The organism is Cryobacterium luteum (genome assembly GCF_900110125.1).
Taxonomy (GTDB): Bacteria; Actinomycetota; Actinomycetes; order Actinomycetales; family Microbacteriaceae; genus Cryobacterium; species Cryobacterium luteum.
Genome location: NZ_FOCN01000018.1, coordinates 40,239 through 63,107, shown reverse-complemented (window position 1 = coordinate 63,107; position 22,869 = coordinate 40,239). Strand labels below are relative to the sequence as shown.

Here is a 22,869-nt window from a genome sequence, read left to right as displayed (position 1 = left end):
TGCCCTCCGCCCCGTTCACCGTCGTCGCAGCGAACGAATCCACCGTGCTCGTCGCCGAAGACTGCAACACCAACCCCCACGGACCCGGCTGCTGATTACGACGAGACCAGGAAACGATCGAGCGCCACAATCTGGGACAGGTACTAACCCCGGGCCGGTACCCGGGCGAGAGCGGCGTAGGCCCGCTCGGCCCCGGACTGCGCGGCCAGCGACAGCGCGAGTGCGTCGAGGCGGGCGCGCTGCTCGGCACTCGGGTCGAAACTGAGGCGCAGCATCCGCTCGCAGGCAGCCCGCAGATCGGGAACCGTAGCGGTATTGGGTGGCAGCGACTCGCCGAACCCCGCCGCGTCGAGGGCGGCCGCGCCGGCGAACTGGTCGGTCGAGAATGGCAGCACGACGAGCGGAACACCAGCCGTCATCGCCTCGGTCACCGAATTGTTGCCGCCGTGGGTCACGGCGAGTGCTGCTTGCTGCAGCAGGCGCACCTGCGGCAGGAACGCCCGCACCAGCCAGGAATGCGGAATAGGGCCCAGCTCGCTGGGGTCGGTCGCACCGACGGCGATGGCGACCCGAACCGGCAAGCCGGCCAGGGCTGCGGCGACGCGAGCGAGCACGTCACCGCGCACCGAGAGAAAACTCCCGAAGCTGACGTAGACCACGGGCAGCGAATCGGCAGCGAGCCAGGCCTCGACCTCGGGGTCGACCGCCTCGGACCGCACGGCAGACCCGAGAAAAACGTGGGGTGGCAGCTGGCTCGTGCGCGCCGGCGAATGCAATTCTTCCGGGTAGTTCAGCAGCAGCACGTCGCCCGTTTCCTGGAAAGCGTCGACGCTCGGAAGCGCTGCCGGATCGAGCTCGCGCAGCGCGTCGTTCCACTGGGCCGTGAACGTGTCGCGCACGGATTCGCACTGTAATTCCAGCAGGCCCAGTTCCTCGGCTGCGGGCGAGAACACAGTGGGCCAGGCCGGCGGGTAGCCGTAGACCTCGGTGCCGACAGGCAGCGCAGACGGATGCCCCAGCACGACGTCGGCGTGCGCAACGCCAGCGCTGAGCAAGCCCAGCCGGGCACTGAAAGCCAGATGGTCGACGATCACCTGGTCGGGCTGCACCCGGGCAACGATGCGCTGAACCTCGCGAGCGATCTCGACCGGGTTGTAGAGCAGGTCATTGCTGCGCGCCTCGGCCTGAAAACGCAGGGTATCGACCATGCCGCGGCGGGTGGCGTCGAAGAAGCCGCGCAGGGCGTCGTCTTCGCCGACGGGCTGTGCTTCGACCCGGATCGTGCCGGGGTTCGAACCACGGCCCAGTTGCAGATTCTCCCGTTCGAATCCGAACGAGGTCACGATATCGGCTGTGGCCGGCCCGCTCGCGACCACGACGCGTTCGCCGGCCCGCGCCCAGGCGGTGCCGAGCGTGGCAAGTGGATATAGGTGTGAGGCGTAGTCCGGACTGATGATCAGCAGGGTCACGAAACGCTCAGTTTCCACGCGGCCGGTTCGAACGCCAGGGCGACGTCACGGTAGACGCCGGCGAGGGTGGTCGCCATTGCCTCGATCGTGAAGTTGTCCAAGACCATGCTGCGGGCCCGCGCCGCGTTGGCACCACCGTCAACTCCGCCCGCCACGGTGAGTGCGTCGGTGATGGACCGGGCCAGGGCTGCACTGTCACCGGTATTAACTAGAAATCCGGTCACGCCGTGCTCGACGTAGGTGGCCGGTCCGCCGCCGTCGGGGGCGACGACCATGAGCCCGGTCGCCATCGCCTCGAGCAGGGCGATGCCGAACTCCTCTTTCATGCTCGCGCAGACATAGACCCCGAACGGTGCGGCGAGACCAGGCCGGCCGTAGCGGGCCGCGGCGAGCCAGCGGGCTACCGTGTCGTTGGCGCGGTGTCCGGCCAGCAGCAGTCCGCGTGCCGCAGCATCGCCGAGGTCGCCGCTCGCCAGAGACCCCGCCATGCGCTGCAGCTCGATACCCTCGTCGAAGGACGGATGCTCGAGGTCACCTCCCACAATCAGCAGATTGCAGCGGGTCTGAAGTGACGAGTCGGTGTTCCACGCCTCGACCAGGGCGGCCATACCCTTGACGCGGTGCAGTCGTCCGACGCTGATCAGCAGGGGCAGGCCGCGGCGCTCGGGCGGGAGGGTACGGAGCAGGTCGTCGAGCTGATCGAAGGCCAGGGCGGCTGGTTCGGCCGCGGCCCGGGTGCGGGCGGCGCGGGAGACCAGCAGGCTTCCACCGGTGAGGCCGAGCGAGCCGAGGGCATCCGTTCGGGAACGGTCGATCACCGTGAGGTCGATGCCCTCGGGAATGACGGAGTGCCGTTCGGGATGCGCGTCGATATCGATACCGGTCAGGTGCTCGATGTCCTGCTGCAGGTGCGGGCGCGGAAACAACACGGTGTGGGCGGCATCCGCGGCGAGCCGCTGCACCAGGCGAGCACGAAACCAAAAATGTTCGTTCGCGTCGACGGTGCCGAAATTTGCGCGGGTGAGGGTGCCGTTCGATTCGAGCGAGTCAATCACGCCGTGCGGGTCGGGTGCCACGGTGAACACCACCGGAATGTCGAGGTCACGGGCGACGGTGGCCGCGGCGAGGCTGCCGACGTCTGCCATACGCAGGTGAATCGCATCGACCACGCCGGCCGAGCGCAGAATGCGGCGGATGCCACGCTGCGCGGCGACCCGTCGCGGCCAGGCGTCGATCGACGGAACCGGGCCGCCGACGAACGGCACCGCGGCGAAGGAATGCCCTGGCAGGGTCGATCCGACGTCGGCGAGGGCCCGGAGTGCGCCGTCATGGGTGCCGCGGGAGATGGTGATGACCCGGTCGACCGCTCCGGCAACGCCGGTTTCAGCTGTACGGGTGCCGGCCGCGCTGGTCCTGGCCACGAGGGCGTCGCCGAGGCGCACGAGCAGCGTGGCGATGCCGCCGTTGTCTCCGGCACCCACCTGGGACAACTCACCATCGATGTCGGCGTGCAGGAACAGCTGGGCGATCGTGGTCCCCCGATTCCACGATGCCCGCGGGGCATCGGTCGCGGTGAGGTCGAACAGCGCCAGCCGGGCAACGGCGGCGAGCTCGGCGGTCTCGGAGGCGGGTGGTGCGGCATCCGCTTGGGAGAGTGCGCTGAGCAGCGAGATGACGACGGTGTTGGGGGCACGGTCACCCAGGGCGGCGATCGCGGCAACCCGCGCGCGCAGGTTCTCGGTGCTGTCGACGGCCACGCGGCGCAGCAGGCGTTCGGGCACGCGGCCGGGGATGAGGCCGATGGTCTCGACCAGGCGGGCGCGGGCGAAGACTTCGCTGACGCCCAGCAGGGCACCCTCGAGAAAAAGCCCGACCTGATCGCCAGCCGAGGAACCCCACTGCTCCAGGGTGCGCTGGGCCAGCATGCCGGTGAAACCGCCCTCACGCACGAGCGTGACGAGCCCCGCAATCGCGTCATAGCGGGGCAGGCGAGTGCCGAAGGCCCAGGCTGCGTGCTCGCGCAGGAACGCCGAGTCATGGTGCAGCAGGGCCACCAGAACCTCGTCGGCGGAATCGTCGAAGACCTGGGCGAGAGCGTGCACCGCCGCGATGGCGGTGAGCTGGTCGCTGGGGTCGGTTGCCGCTTGAGCCAGCAGCCGCACGGCCCGCACTCCTCCATCGCGAGCGGCGGCGACCGTGAGGTCATCGGCCCGCCGGATACCGTCAAGAATGCTGGCTGCAGCGCGTTGCTCGTCAAGGGCGGTGTGGGTGGCCACGGGCATCTCCTCCCCGCGGAATTTTCCACGGAACGATCGCGGCAATTCGGGCTCACCGCGAGTGAACGGGGGCTATCTCGACCATCCCAGGTCGACAAGTCCAAAAAACCGGGCATTTGATCCGCCCGGAATGGATGTAGCTAGCTGGGTTAGCTAAATCCCCATTCGCCATCATTGCATGATTCACAGCCCTGAAGCTGGGAGATTTCCGAAATCGTTCAGAGCGCCGTCATCGCGCCAAGAACAGGGATGCGCGGAAAAATACCGGTTAGTCGAATAGAGCCACGCCCCAGTGATTGGAGCGTGACTCTGTGTTTTCGAAAATGTCTGACGTGATCTAGCCGAACAGGGCCGTCACCTTGGTGAGTGTTTGAATGATGCCGAAAGCGAGCGGAATACCGACCAAGGCCCACCCAACGACGAGCTGTGCCTTCTTCATGACTGCGCCCTTCCTGCTGCTGACCCGACGAGGGGCTTGTCGGGTTCGTGAAATTCGGAGGGCACCGGTCGCACGAACAGGTTCGCCACGAAACCGACCATGAGCAGCCCGACCATGGTGAGCAGGGCCGGCTGATAGGCCGCGGCGGTGAGCTCTCCCGGCGCACCCTGGGCGTCCAGGAACGAGTTCACAATGAGCGGTCCGGCTATTCCGGCTGCCGACCACGCGGTCAGCAGGCGGCCGTGAATGGCGCCCACCTGAAAGGTGCCGAACAGATCGCGCAGGTACGCCGGGATAGTGGCGAAACCACCGCCATAGAACGAGATGATGATGAAGGCCAGAATCACGTAGAGCGCGGTCGTGCTGGGGCCGAAGAGGGCCAGCAGCAGGTACAGCACGGTGCCGACGCCGAGATAGACCATGTAAATGTTCTTGCGCCCGGTTTTGTCCGAGGTGGCCGACCAGATGAAGCGTCCACCCATGTTGGCGAGCGATAGCAGGCCGACGAAGCCGCCGGCAACGGCGGCGGAGACGAGCGAGTCGCCGTCATTCTGGCGGAAGAAGTCCTGGATCATCGGTGCGGCCTGTTCGAGGATGCCGATACCGGCCGTGACGTTGCAGAACAGCACGACCCAGAGCAACCAGAACTGACGCGTTCGAATGGCGTTCCGGGCCGAGACGTGGTTACTGGTGACGAGGGCTTTGGCACGTACCCTCGTCGGATCGAATCCGGCCGGCACCCAATCGGCGGCCGGAACCTTAATGGTGAAGGCCCCGAACATCATGTATGCGCAGTAGATCACGGCGAGGGTCAAGAACAGCTTGCCGACTGCATCGCCGCTGGCAACCCAATTCGCTGCACCCGAGTTCGGGTCGTAGAAGCTGAGCAGCATCGTCGACACCGGGCTCGCGATGAGTGCGCCGCCACCGAAGCCCATGATGGCCATGCCGGTGGCCAGCCCCGGGCGGTCCGGGAACCATTTAATCAGGGTCGAGACCGGTGAGATGTAGCCGATGCCCAGCCCGATACCGCCGATGAAGCCGTAGCCGAGGTAAACCAGCCAGAGCTGATTCGAAAAGATTCCGAGCGAACCGATCAGGAATCCGCCCGACCAGAACAGGGCCGCAACGAACATGGCCTTGCGAGGTCCGTTGCTGTCGACCCAGGTGCCCATGATGGCCGCCGAAAGCCCCAGCATCACGATGGCGATCGAGAAGATCACCCCGATCTGCACGAGACTGGCGTCGAAGTGCGCCACGAGCGCCGTTTTGTAGACGCTCGTGGCGTAAGCCTGGCCGATGCAGAGGTGCACGGCGAGGGCGGCCGGCGGAATGAGCCAGCGGTTGAATCCGGGTGGGGCGATGGTGCGGTCTCGATCGAGCCAGCTCATTGAGATGTCCTTGCTGCCGGGAAGGCGTATAGCGACGTTGCTGTGCGGTTCGGCGGTTCACGGTGACCGTGAACGTAGTGCGCAAACGGGGGGTCTGGTGATGCGCGAACTACAGACTATACGCACGACTGGAACGAGTTCTCTTTCGGATTCCTTACCCATTTCGCCATTGAGGGGCATTTTGATCGGGTGACAAGGCAGGATGGTTCTATGACACGCTCAGCTCCGATCGAAGACATCAACGAAAGTAATCTCGTTGTCACCGCGCCCAAAACCCATGCGGCGGGTGTTGAAGCCGTAGTTGTGGCTCTCGATCGGGGCATCGCCCAGGCCGGTATCGGGCGCACGGCCCGTTCGCTGCTGCGACTCAACCAGCGCGACGGCACCGACTGCCCCGGATGCGCGTGGCCGGAGTCCCGTGGACACCGCAAGACCGCAGAATTCTGCGAAAACGGCGCGAAGGCCGTCGCCGAGGAGAGCACACTGCGCACGGTGACGCCGGCATTCTGGGCCGAGCATTCCATCGCCGAGCTCGCCACCAAGACCGAATACTGGCTCGGCAACCAGGGCCGCATCACGCACCCCGTGGTGATTCGCCCGGGCGACACCCACTATTCGCAAATCTCCTGGGACGACGCCTTCGAACTCATCGGCGAGAAGATTCGAGCCACCGTTCCCGACCGCACCGTGTTCTACACCTCCGGTCGCACCGCCAACGAGTCGGCGTTCATGTACCAGCTGTTCGCCCGGTCCATCGGCACCAACAACCTGCCGGATTGCTCCAACATGTGCCACGAATCCTCGGGCTCTGCTCTGAACCCCACGATCGGCATCGGCAAGGGTACGGTCTCTCTCGAGGACATCCACCAGGCCGAACTCATCCTGGTGGTCGGCCAGAACCCGGGCACCAACCATCCGCGCATGCTGTCGGCCCTGGCCGAGTGCAAGGACAACGGTGGCCGGATCGTGGCGGTCAATCCGCTGCCGGAGGCCGGGCTGTTCAACTTCATGGATCCGCAGACCCCCAAGGGCGTCGTCGGCAAGGGCACCAACCTGGCCGATGAGTTTTTGCAGATCAAGGTCGGAGGCGACCTGGCCCTGTTCCAGGCGCTCGGTCACCTGCTGCTTGAAGAAGAGGCGCGCGTTCCCGGGTCGGTCATCGACCACGAGTTCGTCGCCGCGAACACCGACGGGATCGAGGCCTATCGCGCGGCCCGATCGGTAGTCGACTGGGACGAGACGAAGAAAGCCACCGGGCTCGAACGTGCCGCGATTGAGACGGTGGCGCAGCTGCTCGTGGCCAGCAAGGCCACCATCATCTGCTGGGCGCTCGGCCTGACCCAGCAGCCGCACTCGGTGAACACCCTCAAGGAGATCATCAACCTGCTGCTGTTGCAGGGAAACTTCGGCAAGCCCGGCGCCGGCGCGTGCCCGGTGCGCGGCCACTCCAACGTGCAGGGCGACCGCACCATGGGTGTCTGGGAGAAGCCGAAAGAAGACATGCTCGCCGCGCTCGACGCCGAGTTCGGCATCGTGTCGCCGCGGGAGCACGGCCTCGACTCCGTCGACACGGTCGATGCCTTCGTGCACGACCGGGTGGACGTGTTCGTGTCGATGGGCGGCAATTTTGCCCTCGCCTGTTCCGACACGGACATGCTCGAGAAGGCCATGCAGCGCGTCGGCCTCACCGTGCACGTCTCCACCAAACCCAACCGTTCGCACGTGATGCACGGCAAGACCTCGCTCATTCTGCCAACGCTCGGCCGCACGGATACCGATGACAAGCATCCGTCTGGCCGCCAGGTGCTGTCGGTGGAAGACTCGATGTCGGTCGTGCGCACGACCCAGGGTCGACTGGAGCCGGTGTCGGAGCATCTGCTGGCCGAACCGGTGATCATCGCCCGCATGGCGCACGCCACTCTCGGCGACGACCACCCGGTCGACTGGAAGGCGATGGCCGACAACTACGACGTTGTTCGCGACCATATCTCCCGCGTCGTGCCCGGCTTCGACGATTTCAACGCGCGGCTCAAGACCAAGAACGGGTTCGTGCTGCCCAACCCTCCGCGCGACACCCGCAGCTTCGCCACCGAAATCGGTCTCGCCCGGTTCACCGTGAGCCCGATCGAATATCTGTCACCGCCCGAGGGTCACCTGATTCTGCAGACCATTCGCAGCCACGACCAGTACAACACCACGTTCTACGGGCTCGACGACCGGTATCGCGGAATCAAGAACGCCCGCCGGGTTATCCTCATCCACGAAGATGATGTCACCGAACTCGGCTTTGCGGACCGCGACCTGGTCGACGTGATCAGCACCTTCCGGGGCGTGGAGCGACGAGCGGATGCCTTCCGTCTCGTGGTCTATCCCACGCCGCGGGGATGCGCGGCCGCCTACTTTCCCGAGGCGAACGCCCTCATGCACCGCGAACTCGTGGCCCGCGAGTCGAACACCCCCGGATACAAGGCTATGACGGTGCGCTTCGTGCGGGCCGGCACCGCTGCCTGACCCGGTACCACCCGTCGCGCGGGAGCTGCGCCAATGCGCGGGAGTTCTGGCCTGGCCAGAACACCCGCGCGACGAGTGTCGTTGGAGCTGCGCCAGTGCTGGCGGCTACGCCACTGCAGCGGACGCGGCATCCGCTCGGTCGACGATGCGGTCACCGCCGGCATAGATGACCATGGAGTCGCCGCGGAGAAAACCGACCAGGGTCATGCCCACCTCGGCGGCGAACTCCGCGGCGAGTGAGGACGGCGCCGAGACTGCTGCCAGCACCGGGATGCCGGCCATCAGGGCCTTCTGGGTCAGTTCGAAACTGGCCCGGCTCGACACCATGAGCACGGTGCCGGTCAGCGGTAGCCGGTTTTCCTTGACCGCCCAGCCGATCACCTTGTCGACGGCATTGTGCCGGCCCACATCTTCGCGCAGCACGAGCAGGTCTCCGGTGGCAGCGTCAAATAGACCGGCCGCGTGAATGCCGCCGGTCTTCTCAAACACGTTCTGGCCGGCGCGCAGCTGCTCCGGGAACGTGGTGAGCGATTCGGCATCCACTCGCACCGGGTCATCCGCTATAACGAAGGCCGATTTGGTGCGCACGGCGTCGATGCTCTCCTTGCCGCACAGGCCACAGGAGCTGGTGGTCAGCAGCGAGCGTTCGAGGCTCGGTGCGGGCGGCGCGACGCCCGGGCCAAGGGTGACGTCGAGCACATTGTAGGTGTTGACACCGTCGACCGCTCCCGCGCAATACCGGGCGGTGTTGAAGCCGTCGCCCGTGGTGATGACGCCCTCGGAGACCAGGAACCCGGCCGCGAGGTCGATGTCGTTGCCGGGGGTGCGCATCGTGACGGCGAGGCGGCGGCCGTTCACGCGAATCTCCAGGGGTTCTTCGACCGCGAGCAGGTCTTCGCCGGCCAGGGTTCGGGAGCCGACGGTGAGCCGGGTGATTTTGCGTCGCGCGGTGATTCTGCTCATGTTCAAAGTCTGCCACGGGTCGGCCCGGGCCGCAGGTCGGTACGCTATGCCGGTCGATTCACGACACGCCGTGATTTCGTTCGTCCGAGCCCGGCGTGTCGCAAATTTACCGGCGTTGGGTGCCGGCCGCTCACCCGCCGATGTAGCTCATTTCAATCTTCTTGGCACCGGATGCCCGCAGTTCGCTGGTCTTGGCGCTGCGCAGCTGCGAATACCGGTCGGTGCGCTCACGCCAGAGGTGCGCCATGACGGTGGAGAGCTCGGCGTCGGAGCAGCCGCCGCGCATGAGCGCCCGCAGGTCGTGACCCTCGGTGGCGAACAGGCAGGTGAACAGCTTGCCGTCGGTCGACACCCGGGCGCGGGAACAGGTCTGGCAGAAATTCTGGGTGACGCTCGAGATGACGCCGATCTCGCCGCCGCCGTCCTGGTAGCGCCAGCGGCGTGAGGTCTCGCCGCTGTAGTTCGGCGCGATCTCTTCAAGCGGCAGCTCGGCGTGGATGCGCGCGATCACGTCTTTCGACGGCACGACCGCGCCCATCTCCCAGCCGTTGCTCGTGCCGACGTCCATGAACTCGATGAACCGCAGAATATACGGGGTGTCCTTAAAATGACGGGCCATGGCCACGATGTCCTGGTCGTTCTTGCCACGCTGCACGACCATGTTGACCTTGATCGGACCGAGCCCGACCGCTTCGGCAACGTCGATACCGTGCAGCACCTTGGCGACCGGAAATTTCACGTCGTTCATGGTGCGAAACGTGGTGTCGTCGAGCGAGTCGAGCGAGACGGTGACGCGCTTGAGGCCGGCATCCTTGAGCGCCTGCGCCTTCATGGCGAGCGCCGACCCGTTGGTGGTGAGCGCAATGTCAATCTCCCGCCCGTCGGGCGTGCGCAGCTCGGCCAGCAGCGCGATGAGGTCTTCGAGGCCCTTGCGTAAGAGCGGTTCACCGCCGGTCAGGCGAATTTTCTCAACTCCGTGCGCGACGCTGATGCGCGCGAGCCGGGTTAGTTCCTCGAAGCTGAGCAGTTCGTCGTGTTCCATGAACGCGAAGTCCCGGCCGAATATCTCCTTGGGCATGCAATACACGCAGCGAAAGTTGCAGCGGTCGGTGACGCTCAGGCGCAGGTCGTGCAGCGGACGGTTCATGCGGTCGGTCACTAACCCGGTCGGGGTTTCGAGGGTTATCGGTATATCCGCCCGCTCTCGATAGAAGCGCGGAACTGGTACTTCAACGTCGGCGCCGGTCATGTTTCCACCCTAATCGCCGTGCCCCCGTTCGGGCGTGCTCAGAACACCGGTTCTAAGCACACCGACACCTGGCGGATGCCCGCACACCGCCGCACGCCGTGGCCAATTCAGGAAATTCGCCAGTTTGGAAGCGGCTCAGACCTGATTCACGCAGATTCGGGTCGGGTTTCCTGAATAAGCCACGCGACGAGCGGATGCCGATGGTCGCCGAGACAGGGACGGCCTGGCCGGGAGAATTCCCGGCCAGGCCATCCGCTTGATGAGTGCCGTGAGGCAGTGTTGCTAGCCCTTGACGTAGCCGTTGGGGTTCAGCACGTACTTCGTCGCCGCGCCGGCGTCGAATTCGGCGTAGCCACGCGGCGCATCTTCGAGGCTGATGGCCTGGGCGTTGACGGCCTTGGCAATCTGTACCTTGTCGTGCAGAATCGCCATCATCAACTGGCGGTTGTACTTCATCACCGGGCACTGTCCGGTGGTGAAGGACAACGACTTAGCCCAGCCGAGTCCCAAACGAATCGACAGCGAGCCCACCTGGGCGGCCTTTTCCTTGGCTCCCGGGTCACCCGTGACGTAGAGGCCCGGAATGCCGAGGGCACCGCCGGCGGCGGTAACCGTCATAAGCGAGTTGAGCACGGTGGCCGGAGCCTCGTGGTCGGCGTCCTTGCCGTGGCCGCGTGCCTCGAAGCCGACGGCGTCGACACCGGCGTCGACCTCCGGAACGCCGAGAATCTGCTCGATCTGCTCCCCCGGCTCGCCCTGGGTGAGGTCGATCGTTTCGCAGCCGAAGCTGCGAGCCTGCGCGAGACGTTCTGTGTTCATGTCGCCCACGATGACGACGGCCGCACCGAGCAGCTGGGCCGACACGGCGGCAGCGAGACCTACCGGGCCGGCTCCCGCCACGTAGACGGTCGATCCGACGCCGGCCCCGGCCGTGTAGGCCCCGTGGAATCCGGTCGGGAAGATGTCCGACAGCATGGTGAGGTCCATGATCTTCTCGAGAGCCTGGTCCCGGTCGGGAAACTTCAACAGGTTCCAGTCGGCGTAGGGAACGAGCACGTATTCGGCCTGGCCGCCCACCCAACCGCCCATGTCGACGTAGCCGTAGGCGCTGCCCGGACGGTCCGGGTTGACGTTGAGGCAGATACCGGTCTTGCGTTCCTTACAGTTGCGGCAGCGACCGCAGCTGATGTTGAACGGCACCGACACGATGTCGCCGACCTTGATGAATTCAACGTCGGGGCCGGCTTCGACCACTTCGCCGGTGATTTCGTGACCCAGCACCAGGTTGCTCGGTGCTGTGGTGCGGCCACGCACCATGTGCTGGTCCGAGCCGCAGATATTGGTGGTCACGGTCTTCAGAATGACGCCGTGCGGTACCTTGCGGCCGACGTTGGCCGGGTTGACGCCCGGTCCGTCTTTGAGTTCGAACGTGGGGTAGTCGATATCGATGACCTCGACGACTCCGGCGCTCTTGTAGGCAACTGCTCTGTTCCCCGTCATGAACTACCTTTCTCGTTTTCTTCGCGGAGCAGGCCGAATAACCTTCTCCGCAGTGGGTGAGCGCTGCTGATTCTGATAGCAGCCCTCTCACTCCACCACGGTTCCGAGAAATTACAATCAGCCAACTGCCAGTTCCTGGCCCCCGTTCTGGCCTAAGCAGAAACCAGCGGGAAGCGCCTCAGGCCTTCCAAACCTGCACAACGGATGGCCGCGGTCCGGCCCACGCGCCGGCCGGTGCGGTCGCCCCCAGCGCGACATAGTCCGGGAATCGACTGGCCTGCGCGGCCCAGCTTCCGTTCTCCCCCGGGTGCTGCACGGCGACATAGACCATCGACTGTTCGGAGCGGATGACCGGACCACAGGTCTCAGCCTGCCGCGGCACCGCGAGGAACTGCTGCACACGCCCCCGCTCGGGTCCAACGAGCGGAACCTTGAACAGGCCGTCGCAGAAGCCGATCGTGCTTGGCGCGCCGTCTGTGGAGATCCACAGGTTGCCCTGGGTGTCGAAGGCCACGTTGTCCGGGCAGGAGATGGGCGAGACCTTCTCGCTCGGAAAGCCGGCGAAGTAGGTGCTCGTGTTCGTCTTCGGGTCGCCGCAGACGAGCAGCAGGTTCCAGTCGAAGGTCACCGCGGTCGCGTCGGAGCCGGTCTCGGTGATTTCCACGATGTGGCCATCCCGGTTGACCGCCCGCGGGTTGGGCTCGGTCGCGCCCTCTTTGCCCGGCAGGCCACGATCGGTGTTGTTCGTGCAGGCGACGTAGATTTTGCCGGTCACCGGGCTTGGCTCGACGTCTTCGCAGCGGTCCATTTTGGTGGCGCCGACGGCATCCGCTACCAGGCGGGTGTTCACAAGGGCCTCGTCGGTGCTGAAGCCGGGCACCTGGCAGACGCCGTCGATGACGAGCGCCACCCACTGGCCGGTGCCGTCGAAGAGGCCGTCGGCGGGCAGCTGGCCGGTGCCGGTGATCTCAGCGACCGGCGAGTTGCCGGCGAAGCGGGCCACGTACAGGGAACCGCGGGTGAGCAGGGCCTTGTTATGCACGCGGGCCTTGGGGCTCTTCTTCTTGTCAAACCGGTCGTGGGAGACGAACTTGTAGAGGTAGTCGAAGCGTTCGTCATCGCCCATGTAGGCGGCGACATGGCCGGACTTTCCGACGATCACGTTGGCACCCTCGTGCTTGAATCGGCCGAGGGCCGTGTGCTTGACCGGGGGCTCGTTCGGTTCCTCCGGGTCGATCTCCACGATCCAGCCGAACCGGTTGGGCTCGTTCTCGTTGCCGGCGACGGTGGCGTCGAACCGGTCGTCGACGTTCTCCCAGAGCCGACCGGTGGGGCGGTCGGCCAGGCCGTAGCGGGCATCCGCCGAGCTGGTGCCCTTGGTGCGAAAGTACCCGTTGAAGTTCTCCTCGCCGGAAAGCACCGTGCCCCAGGGGGTCGTGCCGCCAGCACAATTGCCGAGAGTGCCGAGCACGGTGCGGCCCGTTGAGTCGGCCCTGGTCTTCAGCAGATCGCTGCCGGCGGCCGGACCGGTGACCGTGAACGGGGTGTTCGCGGTGATGCGTCGGTTGAGGCGGTGGCCAACACGGTAGGTCCAGGGTGAGCCGGCGCGCTTCCGTTCGAGGGCGACCACGGACATGCCGTGGGCCATCATGGCGATGCGACGCTGCTCATCCGCTTCGGCCGGGGTGGCGGCCGGGGCGAACATGATGTTTTCGTTGGTGTACTCGTGGTTGGTGACGAGAATGCCGTTTCGCCCCTTGTGGTCCTCGAGAATGTCGAGATAGTCGTTGTTGTAGCCGAACTGGAGCGCCTGCAACGCGGCGCTCTGGTGCACGGGATCGAACCGATCGGTGGCGGCGAACAGCGGGTCTCCCCAGCGGATGATGGGGTTCCAGGAGTAGCCGACGGGCACCGAGAATGCGTCGACGGCCGCCGGAACCGGCGCTATCGGTGTGAAGGCAAGGCCGCCGGAACCGCCGGCCGGACCGCCCGGTGCGGCCAGCGCGGGAGGGGTCTGGCCCGACCCGAGAACGATCGCCGCAGCACCGACACCAACGCCGACGAGCAGGGAGCGGCGGCTCAGCGCCGCGCCGACGATGTCACGAAAGTAGTCGTTGCCGCTCTCGTTGGGCACCGGGTGGAAGCAGGCATCCGCGCACTTGAGGTGGCAGGTGACTGCGCTGCGCTTGCCGAGGGTGTGCCCCTGCATCGGCAGCAACGGCAGCAACGGGCGACCAGCGGCGGTGGATTCACGGTGCGACATAGTGCTCCTCAGGCAGGTGAGCCCCGAACGGGGGTGGAACCACCCTCCCGCCGTCACCTCTCCGTCATGAAACCACCCGGTGTCTTGTTGGTGAACCGCAGGTGAACGCTCGGGGCGCCGGCTCTACCGGAGATTTCGGGACTGCAGAACGAGCGCCACGGCGTGTGCGGTGGTTTCGCGTACCCGTTCGGCGGCGTGAGCCTGCAGGTCGTCGAGGGTCGCCGGCCCGCCGGCGATCGAGAAGGCGGCGGTGACACCGGATGCTGCGGAGTCGACCGCTGACAGTTCCACCCGGCCGGCGATGACGACGACCGGGCATCCTGCCGGGGCCAGGCGGGCAACGGCCACGGCCACCTTGCCGCCGAGGGATTGGGCGTCAAAACTGCCTTCGCCGGTGAGCACGAGATCGGCGGAGGTCATCTTGCGGGCCAGGTCAACGGCAGCCGCGACCAGGGTGCTGCCGGGAACCAGTTCGGCACGCAGCAACGGCACGAGCGTGGCCGGCATACCGCCGGCCGCTCCGGCGCCGGGCCGGTCGAGCATGTTCTCGCCGGTTTCGGCGAACACGATCGCGGCGAGGCGGGCCAGGCCGGCGTCGAGCTCGGCGACATCTCGTGGCCGCGCACCCTTTTGCGGGCCGAACACGGCGGCAGCGCCGGCGGGGCCGCAGAGCGGATTGTTCACGTCGACCGCGACGCGCCAGCGCACCGCTCGGGCATGCGGGTGCAGTCCGGCCAGGTCGATTGACGCGATCTGGGCCAGTCCGGCACCACCCGGCGCGACCGGCAGCCCGGCGATGTCCAGAAAACGCACGCCGAGGGCGGCGAGCAGGCCCGTTCCGCCGTCGGTGCTGGCGGAACCTCCGACGCAGAGCAGAATTTCGTCGACTCGCTGATCGAGCAGTTCTCGGGCGAGCAAGCCGACCCCGAAGGTGTCGGCGCGCTGGGGCTGGGGCGGGGCATCCGCTACGAGGGGCAGGCCGTTGGACTCGGCCGCTTCGATGAACCCGATGCGCCCGTCGGCGGAGGTGGCGTAGCGAGCCCGGCGGCGGCGACCGAGCGCATCGACGGTAAGCATGGTGCGGGGCAGGGCGCCCCAGGCCGCCGTGATGGCATCGAGGGTGCCCTCGCCGCCGTCGGCCATCGGGCAGAGCGTGAGGCGAATTTCGGGCCGGCCGAGCGCGAGAAAAGCGTCGCGGGTCCCGTCAGCCATGGCCGCGGCGGCTTCGGCCGCGCTGAGGCTGCCCTTGAACGAATCCGGCGCGATGACTATGGTGAGCGGCTTCCCTGCCGGATGATCGTGCATTGGTTCAGGCTAGCCCCGACCGGAACAACACAGACTCCCATGGCGCATGTCGGTGGTGTGGCATACACTTTTCACATAGAAGATTTATTCTATAAAATTCGACCTGAACAATGCTTTGTTCGAACTTTGTAGCATATATTTCTTTCGTTCGTTTTTGTAAACACACCAGCATTTTTGCCTTCTCAAACCAGGGAGCCCGCCTTGCCCCACATCATTGACGCTCCGGTTGACGTTGAGCTCTCCGCCGACGGCGACCCGCGCGCGTTCATCTGGAATCGGTTTGAACACACCGTCATCGGGCAGCCGCAGGCCGTGTTCAAACGCACCCGGTGGTGGGAGAACGAGGGAATCCCCACCCGCATCGACACCGAGCTGTGGCGACTCGACGCGAGTCGTGGCGGCGAAGAACAGCACCGTTACGACCTGCGCCGCGGAACGGACGGGTCCTGGACTCTGGCAATGGACTGGGGATGACCGGCACGCTGGGGTCAGCAACAGCGGGCACGAATTTCGCGCACCTGCACGTTGCGAGCGCCTACTCAACCCACTATGGCGTGACGCTTCCCGAAGCCCTGGCCGAGCAGGCGGCCGCGCAGGGCGCGAGTTTTCTGGCCATCACCGACCGTGACGGCCTCTATGGCGCCGTCAAGCACGTGCGCGCCTGCGTGAGCGCCGGCATCAGCCCCGGGTTGGGTGCCGACCTCGCCGTACACGACGAGGAATACCGCTCACTCGGCCGGGTGGTCGTGCTCGCCCACGGCCACACAGACGGTCGCGGCTACGCCGCGCTCTGCCGCGCGGTCAGCGCCGCCCACAGCGGCAGTACCGGCCAGCGCTCAGCGCTCACGCCGGCACACACCGGGCCGAGCATTTCGCGCGCACGACTGGCCGACCTGGCCGGGCTCGCTTCGCTCACCGTGCTGCTCGGCCCCGACTCCGACGTGGGTCTCGCTGTCGGCAGGCGCGACAACCCGGATGCCGCGGCGCGGCTCGCCCACTGGCAGCGGGCCCTGCCCGAAGGCGCCGTCGTGCTCGAAATCGTCTGCCACCTCGCCGAGAGCGGCACGGTCGGCAGTGTGACCCCGGCCACGCGCCTGCTCGCCCTCGCCGAGAATGCCGGGCTGCCAGCGGTGCTCAGCAATGCCGTGCGGTACGGCACCCCCGACGAGGCGGTCACCGCTGACCTCGCCGACGCTGCGCGCTTTCTGCTGCCGCTCGCCGAAATCGACACCCCGCAGACCAACGGCCAGGCCTGGCTCAAACCCGCCGGAATGATGCGCCAGGTAGCCCGCATGGTCGTCGACGCCGGCCTGCACGAAGGCGGAGCACTCGAACGGCTGCTGGGCGATACTGAGCGGCTCGCCGACCGCTGCGGCCTCGACCCGGTGAGCGACATCGGCCTCGGCCGCCCGCGCATGCCGGAAGCGCGCATCATCGGCGTCACCGGTGACCCGGTCACCGAGCTGTGGCGGCGGGCCAGGAGCGGCATCGCCGACCTGTACTCCGCGAGCGGCTCGCGCGCGGTCGACGCCGCCCACGCCCAGCTCGCCCACGAGATGAAAACGGTCGAGCACTTAGGCTTTGCCAGCTACTTTCTCACCGTGTCGCGGGTGGCCGACATCATTCGCGGCATGGGCATCCGTATTCAGGCTCGCGGTTCGGGGGTCGGCTCGGTGCTCAACTATGCGCTGCGCACGTCTTCGGTCGAACCCATCGCGAACGGACTGCTCTGGGAACGTTTTCTCTCCCCCGAACGCCAGACGCTGCCCGACATCGACATCGACGTGGAGTCGGCCAGGCGGCACGACATCTACCGTGAGGTCTTTCGCGCCTTCGGCAGCGACCGGGTTTCGCTCATGTCGATGACCAACGCCTACCGCGGCCGCGGCGCCGTGCGTGACGCCGGCCTGGCCCTCGGCCTGCCCGACGCGCAGATCAACGTGATCGCCAAGCAGATGTGGCGGTTCAACGCCCGCGACTTTCGCCGCGCCCTGGAAGAGAAGCCCGAGCTCGAGGCCCTCGCCGCCGAAGTGCGCGAGTCGCAGCAGCTCGACCTGCTGGTCGACCTCACGGCGCGGCTCGACCGGCTCCCCCGACACATCTCGGTGCACCCCTGCGGGGTGATCCTCTCCGACGCGAGCCTGCTCGACCGCACTCCGGTGCAGGCGAGCGGCATGGGCCTGCCCATGTCGCAGTACGACAAACACGACATGGACCCGATGGGGCTCATCAAACTCGACGTTCTCGGCGTGCGCATGCAATCGGCCATGGCGCACGCCGTTGAAGAGCACCACCGGCTCACCGGCGAGAGCATCGACCTCGACCGGGTTCCGCTCGACGATGCGAAAACGTTCGAACTGATTCGTTCCACCCGCACGCTCGGCATCTTCCAGATCGAGTCCCCCGGTCAGATGGAGCTCGTCGGCAAGCTGCAGCCCGAGGTGTTCAACGACCTCACGGTGGAGATCTCGCTGTTTCGGCCCGGACCGATGAAGAACAACATGCCCCTCAAATATCTGCAGGCCCGGCACGGCGAGGTCTCGCCCGACTACATCCACCCCCGGTTCGAGCCGATTCTGCGCGAGACCAACGGCGTCGTCATCTTTCACGAACAGGTCATGCGACTGTTCGACGAACTCACCGGCTGCGGGCTCGGCAAAGCGGATGTCTTTCGCCGCCACCTGGGTAAGCCGGAGCAGCTCCCGCAGATCGAGGAGTACCTGCGGGAGAAAGCCCTCGCCCGCGGCTTCAGCGACAAGGTCATCGACCAGATCTGGACGGTGCTGGCGGGGTTTGGCAGCTTCGGTTTCGCCAAGGCGCACGGCGCAGCCTTCGCCCTGCCCACCTACCAGTCCGCCTGGTTGAAGACCCACCACCCGGCGGCTTTTCTGGCCGGGCTGCTCACCCACGACCCCGGCATGTGGCCCAAAGACCTCATCGTCGCCGAAGCCCGGGTGCTCGGGGTTCCGGTGCTCCCCCTCGACGTGCAGTCGAGCGCGCTGGACTACCGTGTGGAGGATCTCGCCGACGGGAGCCAGGGCATCCGTCTGGCGCTGCCGGAACTGGTCGGCAGCACCGAGGCCGAGCGGGCGCGCATTGCCCGACACCAGCCGTTTGGCTCGCTGCAGGACTTTCGGGATCGGGTGCATCCGCGGCGGCGCACCTTCGAGGCGCTCGCCCGGGTGGGCGCCCTCGACACGTTCATCGGTTATGACCGCACCCGGCGGCACGAACTGCTCGCGCACATTCAGTCGTTGCGCGGCACCGCCGTCGTGATTCGCGCCGACCAGCTCGCATTCGAGGTGGAGCTGCCCGTGCCGCGGTACTCGGGCGACCGGGCCGGCGCCATCACGTCGCTCGAACTGCGCGGCCGCACCCAGACCGATCTGGAGCTGCTGGATCTGAACCTGGCCGTCGGGTCCCACCAGATGAAGCGCTTTCACTCCCTGTTCAAGGAGCTGGGGGTCACCCCGGCGAGCGAGCTCGGCAATCTGCCCGGTGGCACCGAGGTGCTGCTCGCCGGGGTGCGCCGAGCCACGAACACGCCGCCGATGCGTGGTGGCCGCCGGGTGGTGTTCATCAGCCTCGACGACGGCACCGGCCCGGTCTCCAATGTCGTGTTCTTTCACGACGCGCAGGAGCGAGTGGGCGGGCAGGTGTTCCAGACCAATTACATGCTCGTGCGCGGTCGCACCCGCCGCTCAGGGGCGAAGGGAGTGTCGGTAACCGGGGAGAACCTGTGGAACCTGTTCGACGTGGCTCGTCAGGTGCAGGAGCGGCATGCCGTTGAGCGCGCCGCCGCGCAGGAAGCGGCCAGCGCGGCCGCCTACGCGGCCGAACTCAGTGCGCATCCGCTGATCGAGCACTCAGCATCATCGAGTGTCGGTGGCACCCTGCATCAGCTCAATGCGGCGCAGAGCGCTTGACCGTGCCGGTCCAACGGTGCGCGCTACTGGCCGGGCGGGGCGGGAGCCGCGTCGGGCGGCGCGGGCGGCGCTGGTGCGGGTGGCGGCGGCGCTGGTGCCGGAGGGGCAACGACAACGGGCGGCGGAATGTACTTGGGGGCGAGCTCCTCGAAGGCGTCACCGCCGTACTTGGCGTTGACGACGGACATCACGACCGGCCACATGCGGTGCCGTGCCGTCGCGATCTGGTCGCGCCCGAAGTATTGCCGCCGCTGGCTGAGCGTTCCGGTCACGCTCACCACGGCGACCACCGTGGCCACCTTGGTACTCGCGCCGCTCATCCAGGTGTCCTTGGCGCCATCCGTTGTGCCGGTCTTGCCGATCATCGGCACGGACGGTCTCGTGTTCGCATTTGATGTCTGCCCCGTTCCCCCGGTCATCACCCGGCGCATGGCATAGGCCATTCCCGCAGCCACCGTGGAATCAACCGACTGTGTGCAGGTAGACGGCGGCACCGGAATCTCGACCCCGCCCGGGCCGACGATGCGGTCGATCGCGATCGGCGAACAGGTCACCCCCTTATTGGCGATGCCCGCGAAGGCGACGGCCATCGTCAGCGGCGCAACTTCATTGGTGCCGATAACGGATGCCGCGGACTGTAAGAGCGGGTTGCCGTCGGCCCGGTGCACCCCGAAGGCCTCAGCCGTCTGACGAATGCCGCAGAGGTCGAGCCGCTTGGCCATTCCAATGAAACCGGTGTTGATCGAGCCGACGGTGGCCTGCAGCGCACTGTAGTTGGCGCCGGACTCGTTCGCGTCGTTGCGCGGGTTCCAGGGTGGTTTCTCCTTGTCGTAGTTCTGCGGCCCGAGGCAGCTGTCCTGAAAGTTGCCCCAGTTGGCCTTGCGCCGGGAGTCGACCCGCTCATTGAGCGAGTGGCCCTCTTTCACCCACTCGGCCAGGGTGAAGACCTTATAGGTCGACCCGGGCTGGAACCCGCTCGACCCGCCCTCGGCGTAGTCGGTGGCGTAGTTGATGCCCGTGTAGTTGGCGCCGGTCGCCTGCACGGCCGGATCCTGGCTGTAGTCCTTGTTCTGGGTCATGGCGAGCACCCGGCCGGTGCCAACCTGCACGCTCGTGATGACCGCCCCCACGTCACCGCCTGCATAGACCTTGGGCACCTGCTGGTTCATGGTGGTCACGGCAGCGTTCTGCACGTCGAGGTCGAGGGTCGTGTACACGTCGTAGCCGCCGCGCCGAAAGTTAAGCATGCGGGTGGCGGCGTCGGCGCCGAAGGTGGGATCGGTCTGCAGAATCTTGGTCACGTAGTCGCAGAAGAACGCGTTGGCCAGTGCGGTCTGGCAGCCCGTGCTCGGTTCGGTGATGACGGGTTCGACCGGAGCGACAACCGCGGCGTCGTAGTCGGCCTGACTGATCTTCTGGTAACGCAGCATCTCGCGCAGTATGTAGTCGCGGCGCTGCTTGTTGGCGGCGTAGCCGTTGGCGGCCCCGTTGGTCTCGCTCGCGGGCTTGTCGAGCTGAAACTTGACCGGGTTGTTCACGATCGCCACGAGGCTCGCCGCCTGGGGCAGGGTGAGGTTAGCTGCGGTGGTGTTGAAGTAGTAGTTTGCGGCGGCCTCAATGCCGTAGACGGTGCCGCCGAAACCGGTGATGTTGAAGTACTGCTGCAGGATGTCGTGTTTGCTGTACTTCTTCTCGACCCCGATGGCGAGCCGCATTTCTTTGAGTTTGCGGTCGGGCGTGGTCTTGGTCGCCGCGGTGTAGCAGGCATCGTGCGCACGCTGGTCGGTGAGCAGCTCGCACTTCTGCACGAGTACGTTCTTCACGTATTGCTGCGTGATGGATGACCCGCCCTGGGTGTTGCCCCCGGCTACCGTCGTGGCTGTGGCACGCAGGGTGCCCTGCAGGTCGACCCCGCCATGTTCGTAGAATCGGGGGTCTTCTCCCGACACCGCGGCATCCTTCGCGAACTGGCTGATCGCGTCCCAGCCCACTTCGATGCGGTTCTGATCGTAGAACGAGGCGAGCAGTTCGACGCTTCCGTCACTGCGGGTGGCGAAGATGTCGCTCTTTTGAGACAGGGTCTCGATATTGACGTAGCCCGGCAGGTTCTCGAACACCGAGATGGTGTTGGTGGCAGCCAGACCCGAGAGCGCCACCACCGGGGTCACCGACACGGCCACGAGAACGCCGGCCGCCGCACTCATGGCCACGAAGCCGAGGAGCCCGCCGAGAGCTCCGTGAAAGGTGCGCCGCCACGACAGGGCCGCGCCGGATGGAACCTCGGTCACCTGCACCACGTTTACCCCCAGATAAGTCCATCCAGTGCGAGAGCCTACGCCTGCACAAAGTTCGTAACTAAATGTCATGTTAGTCATCTGCGGATGCCCATGGGACCCCTGGCCGATCTGAGAATGTATCGGCTTGATACCGGTTTCTCAAGTAGTATCCGGTGAAAGTGCTGGAGGTGATGAATGCGAACATTCGGCATTGAAGAGGAATTCATCTTTCTGAAGCCCTCGACACTGCAGCCGGCCAACGTAGGCGATGATGTGCACGCCGAGCTGCGTGGCCGCTCCCCCGTGTCACGGTTTGTCAGCCACGAGTTTCTGGCCTCACAGATCGAGCGGTCAACGCCGGTCTTTGATCGGTTCGAGCAGGCATCCGCTGATCTGCTCGCTTTTCGGTCGCGGCTGGCCCGTGCCGCCCTCAGGCGCGGAGTGCTCGCTGCCGGCGTCGGCGCGCCCTTCCAGACCGAGGGCTGGCCGGAGGTGACCAATGTGGAGCGCTATCACACCGTTGAGACCGAGTTTCGAGGCTTGGTGCCCGACCACCTCATCAACGGGCTGCACGTGCACGTCGGTATTCCCAGCCGCGAAGCCGGCGTACAGGCGCTTAATCGGGTGCGGGTCTGGCTGCCGACGCTGCTCGCACTGGCCGTGAATTCGCCGTTCTGGCACGGTGCCGACACCGGGTTTTCCAGTTGGCGCAGCGTGCACATGAGACGCTGGTCGACGATCGGCTGCCCGCCGATTTTCGCGGATGCCGCCGATTACGACCGCCGCATCCGCCGCCTGGTCGGCGTGGGCGGTACCTACGACCTGCGCACGATCTGGTGGAATGCCCGCCTCGCCGAGGATCATCCGACCGTGGAGATTCGCGTCTGCGACGCCCAGCTCGATGCGCCGTCAACCTTGCTGCTCGCCGCCCTGACCCGGGCGGCGGTCACGACTGCGCTGCGCGACGGGGAAACGGATGTCGCCCCCATCGACATCGCGCCGGAACTGCTCGACGCGGGGCTGTGGCACGCCGCCCGGGAGGGGATGGAGTCGACGCTGCTGAATCCGGTGTCGGGCGCGCTGGAGAGCGCATCCGCTGTGACGGCGGCGCTGCAGCATTACGCCGGCGATGCCATCGACGAGGTCGGCAACCGCGATCGCATAGAGGCGCTGCTGGCCCGGTCACGGCGACTCGGCACCGGGGCGGAGCGCCAGCGCGCCGCGATACGTGCCGGTGGACAGCCGGCCCTCGCCGCCCTGCTCGCACAGGCGTTGACCGCACACGACTGAGCGCCGCGCAT

The 22,869-nt window shown here is 66.3% G+C and carries 14 protein-coding genes; 4 read left to right on the top strand and 10 right to left on the bottom strand.

What is annotated here, in order from left to right; genetic code table 11:
- Nucleotides 1-143: 143 nt before the first annotated feature.
- The 4 genes from BMW72_RS14780 to BMW72_RS14770 form a co-directional block, all read right to left on the bottom strand.
- Nucleotides 144-1,469, bottom strand: coding sequence for a glycosyltransferase (locus BMW72_RS14780; protein ID WP_092111879.1), 1,326 nt, complete (start codon nt 1,467-1,469; stop codon nt 144-146).
- Nucleotides 1,466-3,751 (bottom strand): glycosyltransferase, encoded by a 2,286-nt coding sequence (locus tag BMW72_RS14775; RefSeq protein WP_241983835.1) that lies wholly within the window; start codon nt 3,749-3,751, stop codon nt 1,466-1,468. Before BMW72_RS14775 ends, BMW72_RS14780 begins: the two co-directional genes overlap by 4 nt.
- A gap of 331 nt (nt 3,752-4,082) precedes the next feature.
- Complete coding sequence (locus BMW72_RS19725; RefSeq protein WP_422386300.1) at nt 4,083-4,184, bottom strand: MFS transporter small subunit; 102 nt, start codon at nt 4,182-4,184, stop codon at nt 4,083-4,085.
- On the bottom strand, nt 4,181-5,575 hold the full coding sequence (locus BMW72_RS14770) for an OFA family MFS transporter (protein WP_092111877.1): 1,395 nt from the start codon (nt 5,573-5,575) through the stop codon (nt 4,181-4,183). Before BMW72_RS14770 ends, BMW72_RS19725 begins: the two co-directional genes overlap by 4 nt.
- A gap of 210 nt (nt 5,576-5,785) precedes the next feature.
- Here BMW72_RS14770 and BMW72_RS14765 point away from each other — a divergent pair, with 210 nt between their 5' ends.
- Nucleotides 5,786-8,086, top strand: coding sequence for an FdhF/YdeP family oxidoreductase (locus tag BMW72_RS14765; RefSeq protein ID WP_092111875.1), 2,301 nt, complete (start codon nt 5,786-5,788; stop codon nt 8,084-8,086).
- A 105-nt stretch (nt 8,087-8,191) separates the two neighbouring features.
- Here BMW72_RS14765 and fdhD read toward each other — a convergent pair whose 3' ends face one another.
- The 5 genes from fdhD to BMW72_RS14740 form a co-directional block, all read right to left on the bottom strand.
- Nucleotides 8,192-9,049, bottom strand: coding sequence for a formate dehydrogenase accessory sulfurtransferase FdhD (gene fdhD, locus BMW72_RS14760; protein ID WP_092111873.1), 858 nt, complete (start codon nt 9,047-9,049; stop codon nt 8,192-8,194).
- Nucleotides 9,050-9,179: 130 nt separating this feature from the next.
- Nucleotides 9,180-10,298, bottom strand: a complete 1,119-nt coding sequence (gene moaA / locus BMW72_RS14755; protein ID WP_092111871.1) for a GTP 3',8-cyclase MoaA — start codon at nt 10,296-10,298, stop codon at nt 9,180-9,182.
- Between the two features lie 282 nt (nt 10,299-10,580).
- Nucleotides 10,581-11,798 carry a formaldehyde dehydrogenase, glutathione-independent gene (gene fdhA, locus BMW72_RS14750; protein WP_092111869.1) on the bottom strand — a complete coding sequence of 406 codons (1,218 nt, stop codon included), beginning with the start codon at nt 11,796-11,798 and terminating at the stop codon, nt 10,581-10,583.
- 178 nt (nt 11,799-11,976) lie between these two features.
- Nucleotides 11,977-14,061, bottom strand: a complete 2,085-nt coding sequence (locus BMW72_RS14745; RefSeq protein ID WP_092111867.1) for a PhoX family protein — start codon at nt 14,059-14,061, stop codon at nt 11,977-11,979.
- 123 nt (nt 14,062-14,184) lie between these two features.
- The gene (locus BMW72_RS14740) at nt 14,185-15,366 is read right to left on the bottom strand and encodes a glycerate kinase (RefSeq protein ID WP_092111865.1); all 1,182 of its coding nucleotides are present in this window, start codon (nt 15,364-15,366) and stop codon (nt 14,185-14,187) included.
- Nucleotides 15,367-15,567: 201 nt separating this feature from the next.
- Here BMW72_RS14740 and BMW72_RS14735 point away from each other — a divergent pair, with 201 nt between their 5' ends.
- Nucleotides 15,568-15,840, top strand: coding sequence for a hypothetical protein (locus BMW72_RS14735; protein WP_092111863.1), 273 nt, complete (start codon nt 15,568-15,570; stop codon nt 15,838-15,840).
- Nucleotides 15,837-19,292, top strand: a complete 3,456-nt coding sequence (locus BMW72_RS14730) for a DNA polymerase III subunit alpha (RefSeq protein WP_092111861.1) — start codon at nt 15,837-15,839, stop codon at nt 19,290-19,292. Before BMW72_RS14735 ends, BMW72_RS14730 begins: the two co-directional genes overlap by 4 nt.
- Before the next feature lie 23 nt (nt 19,293-19,315).
- Here BMW72_RS14730 and BMW72_RS14725 read toward each other — a convergent pair whose 3' ends face one another.
- Nucleotides 19,316-21,580 (bottom strand): transglycosylase domain-containing protein, encoded by a 2,265-nt coding sequence (locus BMW72_RS14725; RefSeq protein ID WP_166787689.1) that lies wholly within the window; start codon nt 21,578-21,580, stop codon nt 19,316-19,318.
- A gap of 183 nt (nt 21,581-21,763) precedes the next feature.
- Here BMW72_RS14725 and BMW72_RS14720 point away from each other — a divergent pair, with 183 nt between their 5' ends.
- Entirely contained in the window at nt 21,764-22,858 is a 1,095-nt protein-coding gene (locus tag BMW72_RS14720; RefSeq protein WP_092111857.1) for a carboxylate-amine ligase, read from the top strand.
- The last annotated feature ends 11 nt before the right edge of the window (nt 22,859-22,869 follow it).

Coding starts and splice junctions, on each gene's coding strand:
- BMW72_RS14720 (WP_092111857.1), top strand. CDS start 21,764: ATGCGAACATTCGGCATTGAAGAGGAATTCATCTTTCTGAAGCCCTCG.
- BMW72_RS14730 (WP_092111861.1), top strand. CDS start 15,837: ATGACCGGCACGCTGGGGTCAGCAACAGCGGGCACGAATTTCGCGCAC.
- BMW72_RS14765 (WP_092111875.1), top strand. CDS start 5,786: ATGACACGCTCAGCTCCGATCGAAGACATCAACGAAAGTAATCTCGTT.
- moaA (WP_092111871.1), bottom strand. CDS start 10,298: ATGACCGGCGCCGACGTTGAAGTACCAGTTCCGCGCTTCTATCGAGAG.
- fdhD (WP_092111873.1), bottom strand. CDS start 9,049: ATGAGCAGAATCACCGCGCGACGCAAAATCACCCGGCTCACCGTCGGC.
- BMW72_RS19725 (WP_422386300.1), bottom strand. CDS start 4,184: ATGAAGAAGGCACAGCTCGTCGTTGGGTGGGCCTTGGTCGGTATTCCG.
- BMW72_RS14775 (WP_241983835.1), bottom strand. CDS start 3,751: ATGCCCGTGGCCACCCACACCGCCCTTGACGAGCAACGCGCTGCAGCC.
- BMW72_RS14745 (WP_092111867.1), bottom strand. CDS start 14,061: ATGTCGCACCGTGAATCCACCGCCGCTGGTCGCCCGTTGCTGCCGTTG.
- fdhA (WP_092111869.1), bottom strand. CDS start 11,798: ATGACGGGGAACAGAGCAGTTGCCTACAAGAGCGCCGGAGTCGTCGAG.
- BMW72_RS14770 (WP_092111877.1), bottom strand. CDS start 5,575: ATGAGCTGGCTCGATCGAGACCGCACCATCGCCCCACCCGGATTCAAC.
- BMW72_RS14740 (WP_092111865.1), bottom strand. CDS start 15,366: ATGCACGATCATCCGGCAGGGAAGCCGCTCACCATAGTCATCGCGCCG.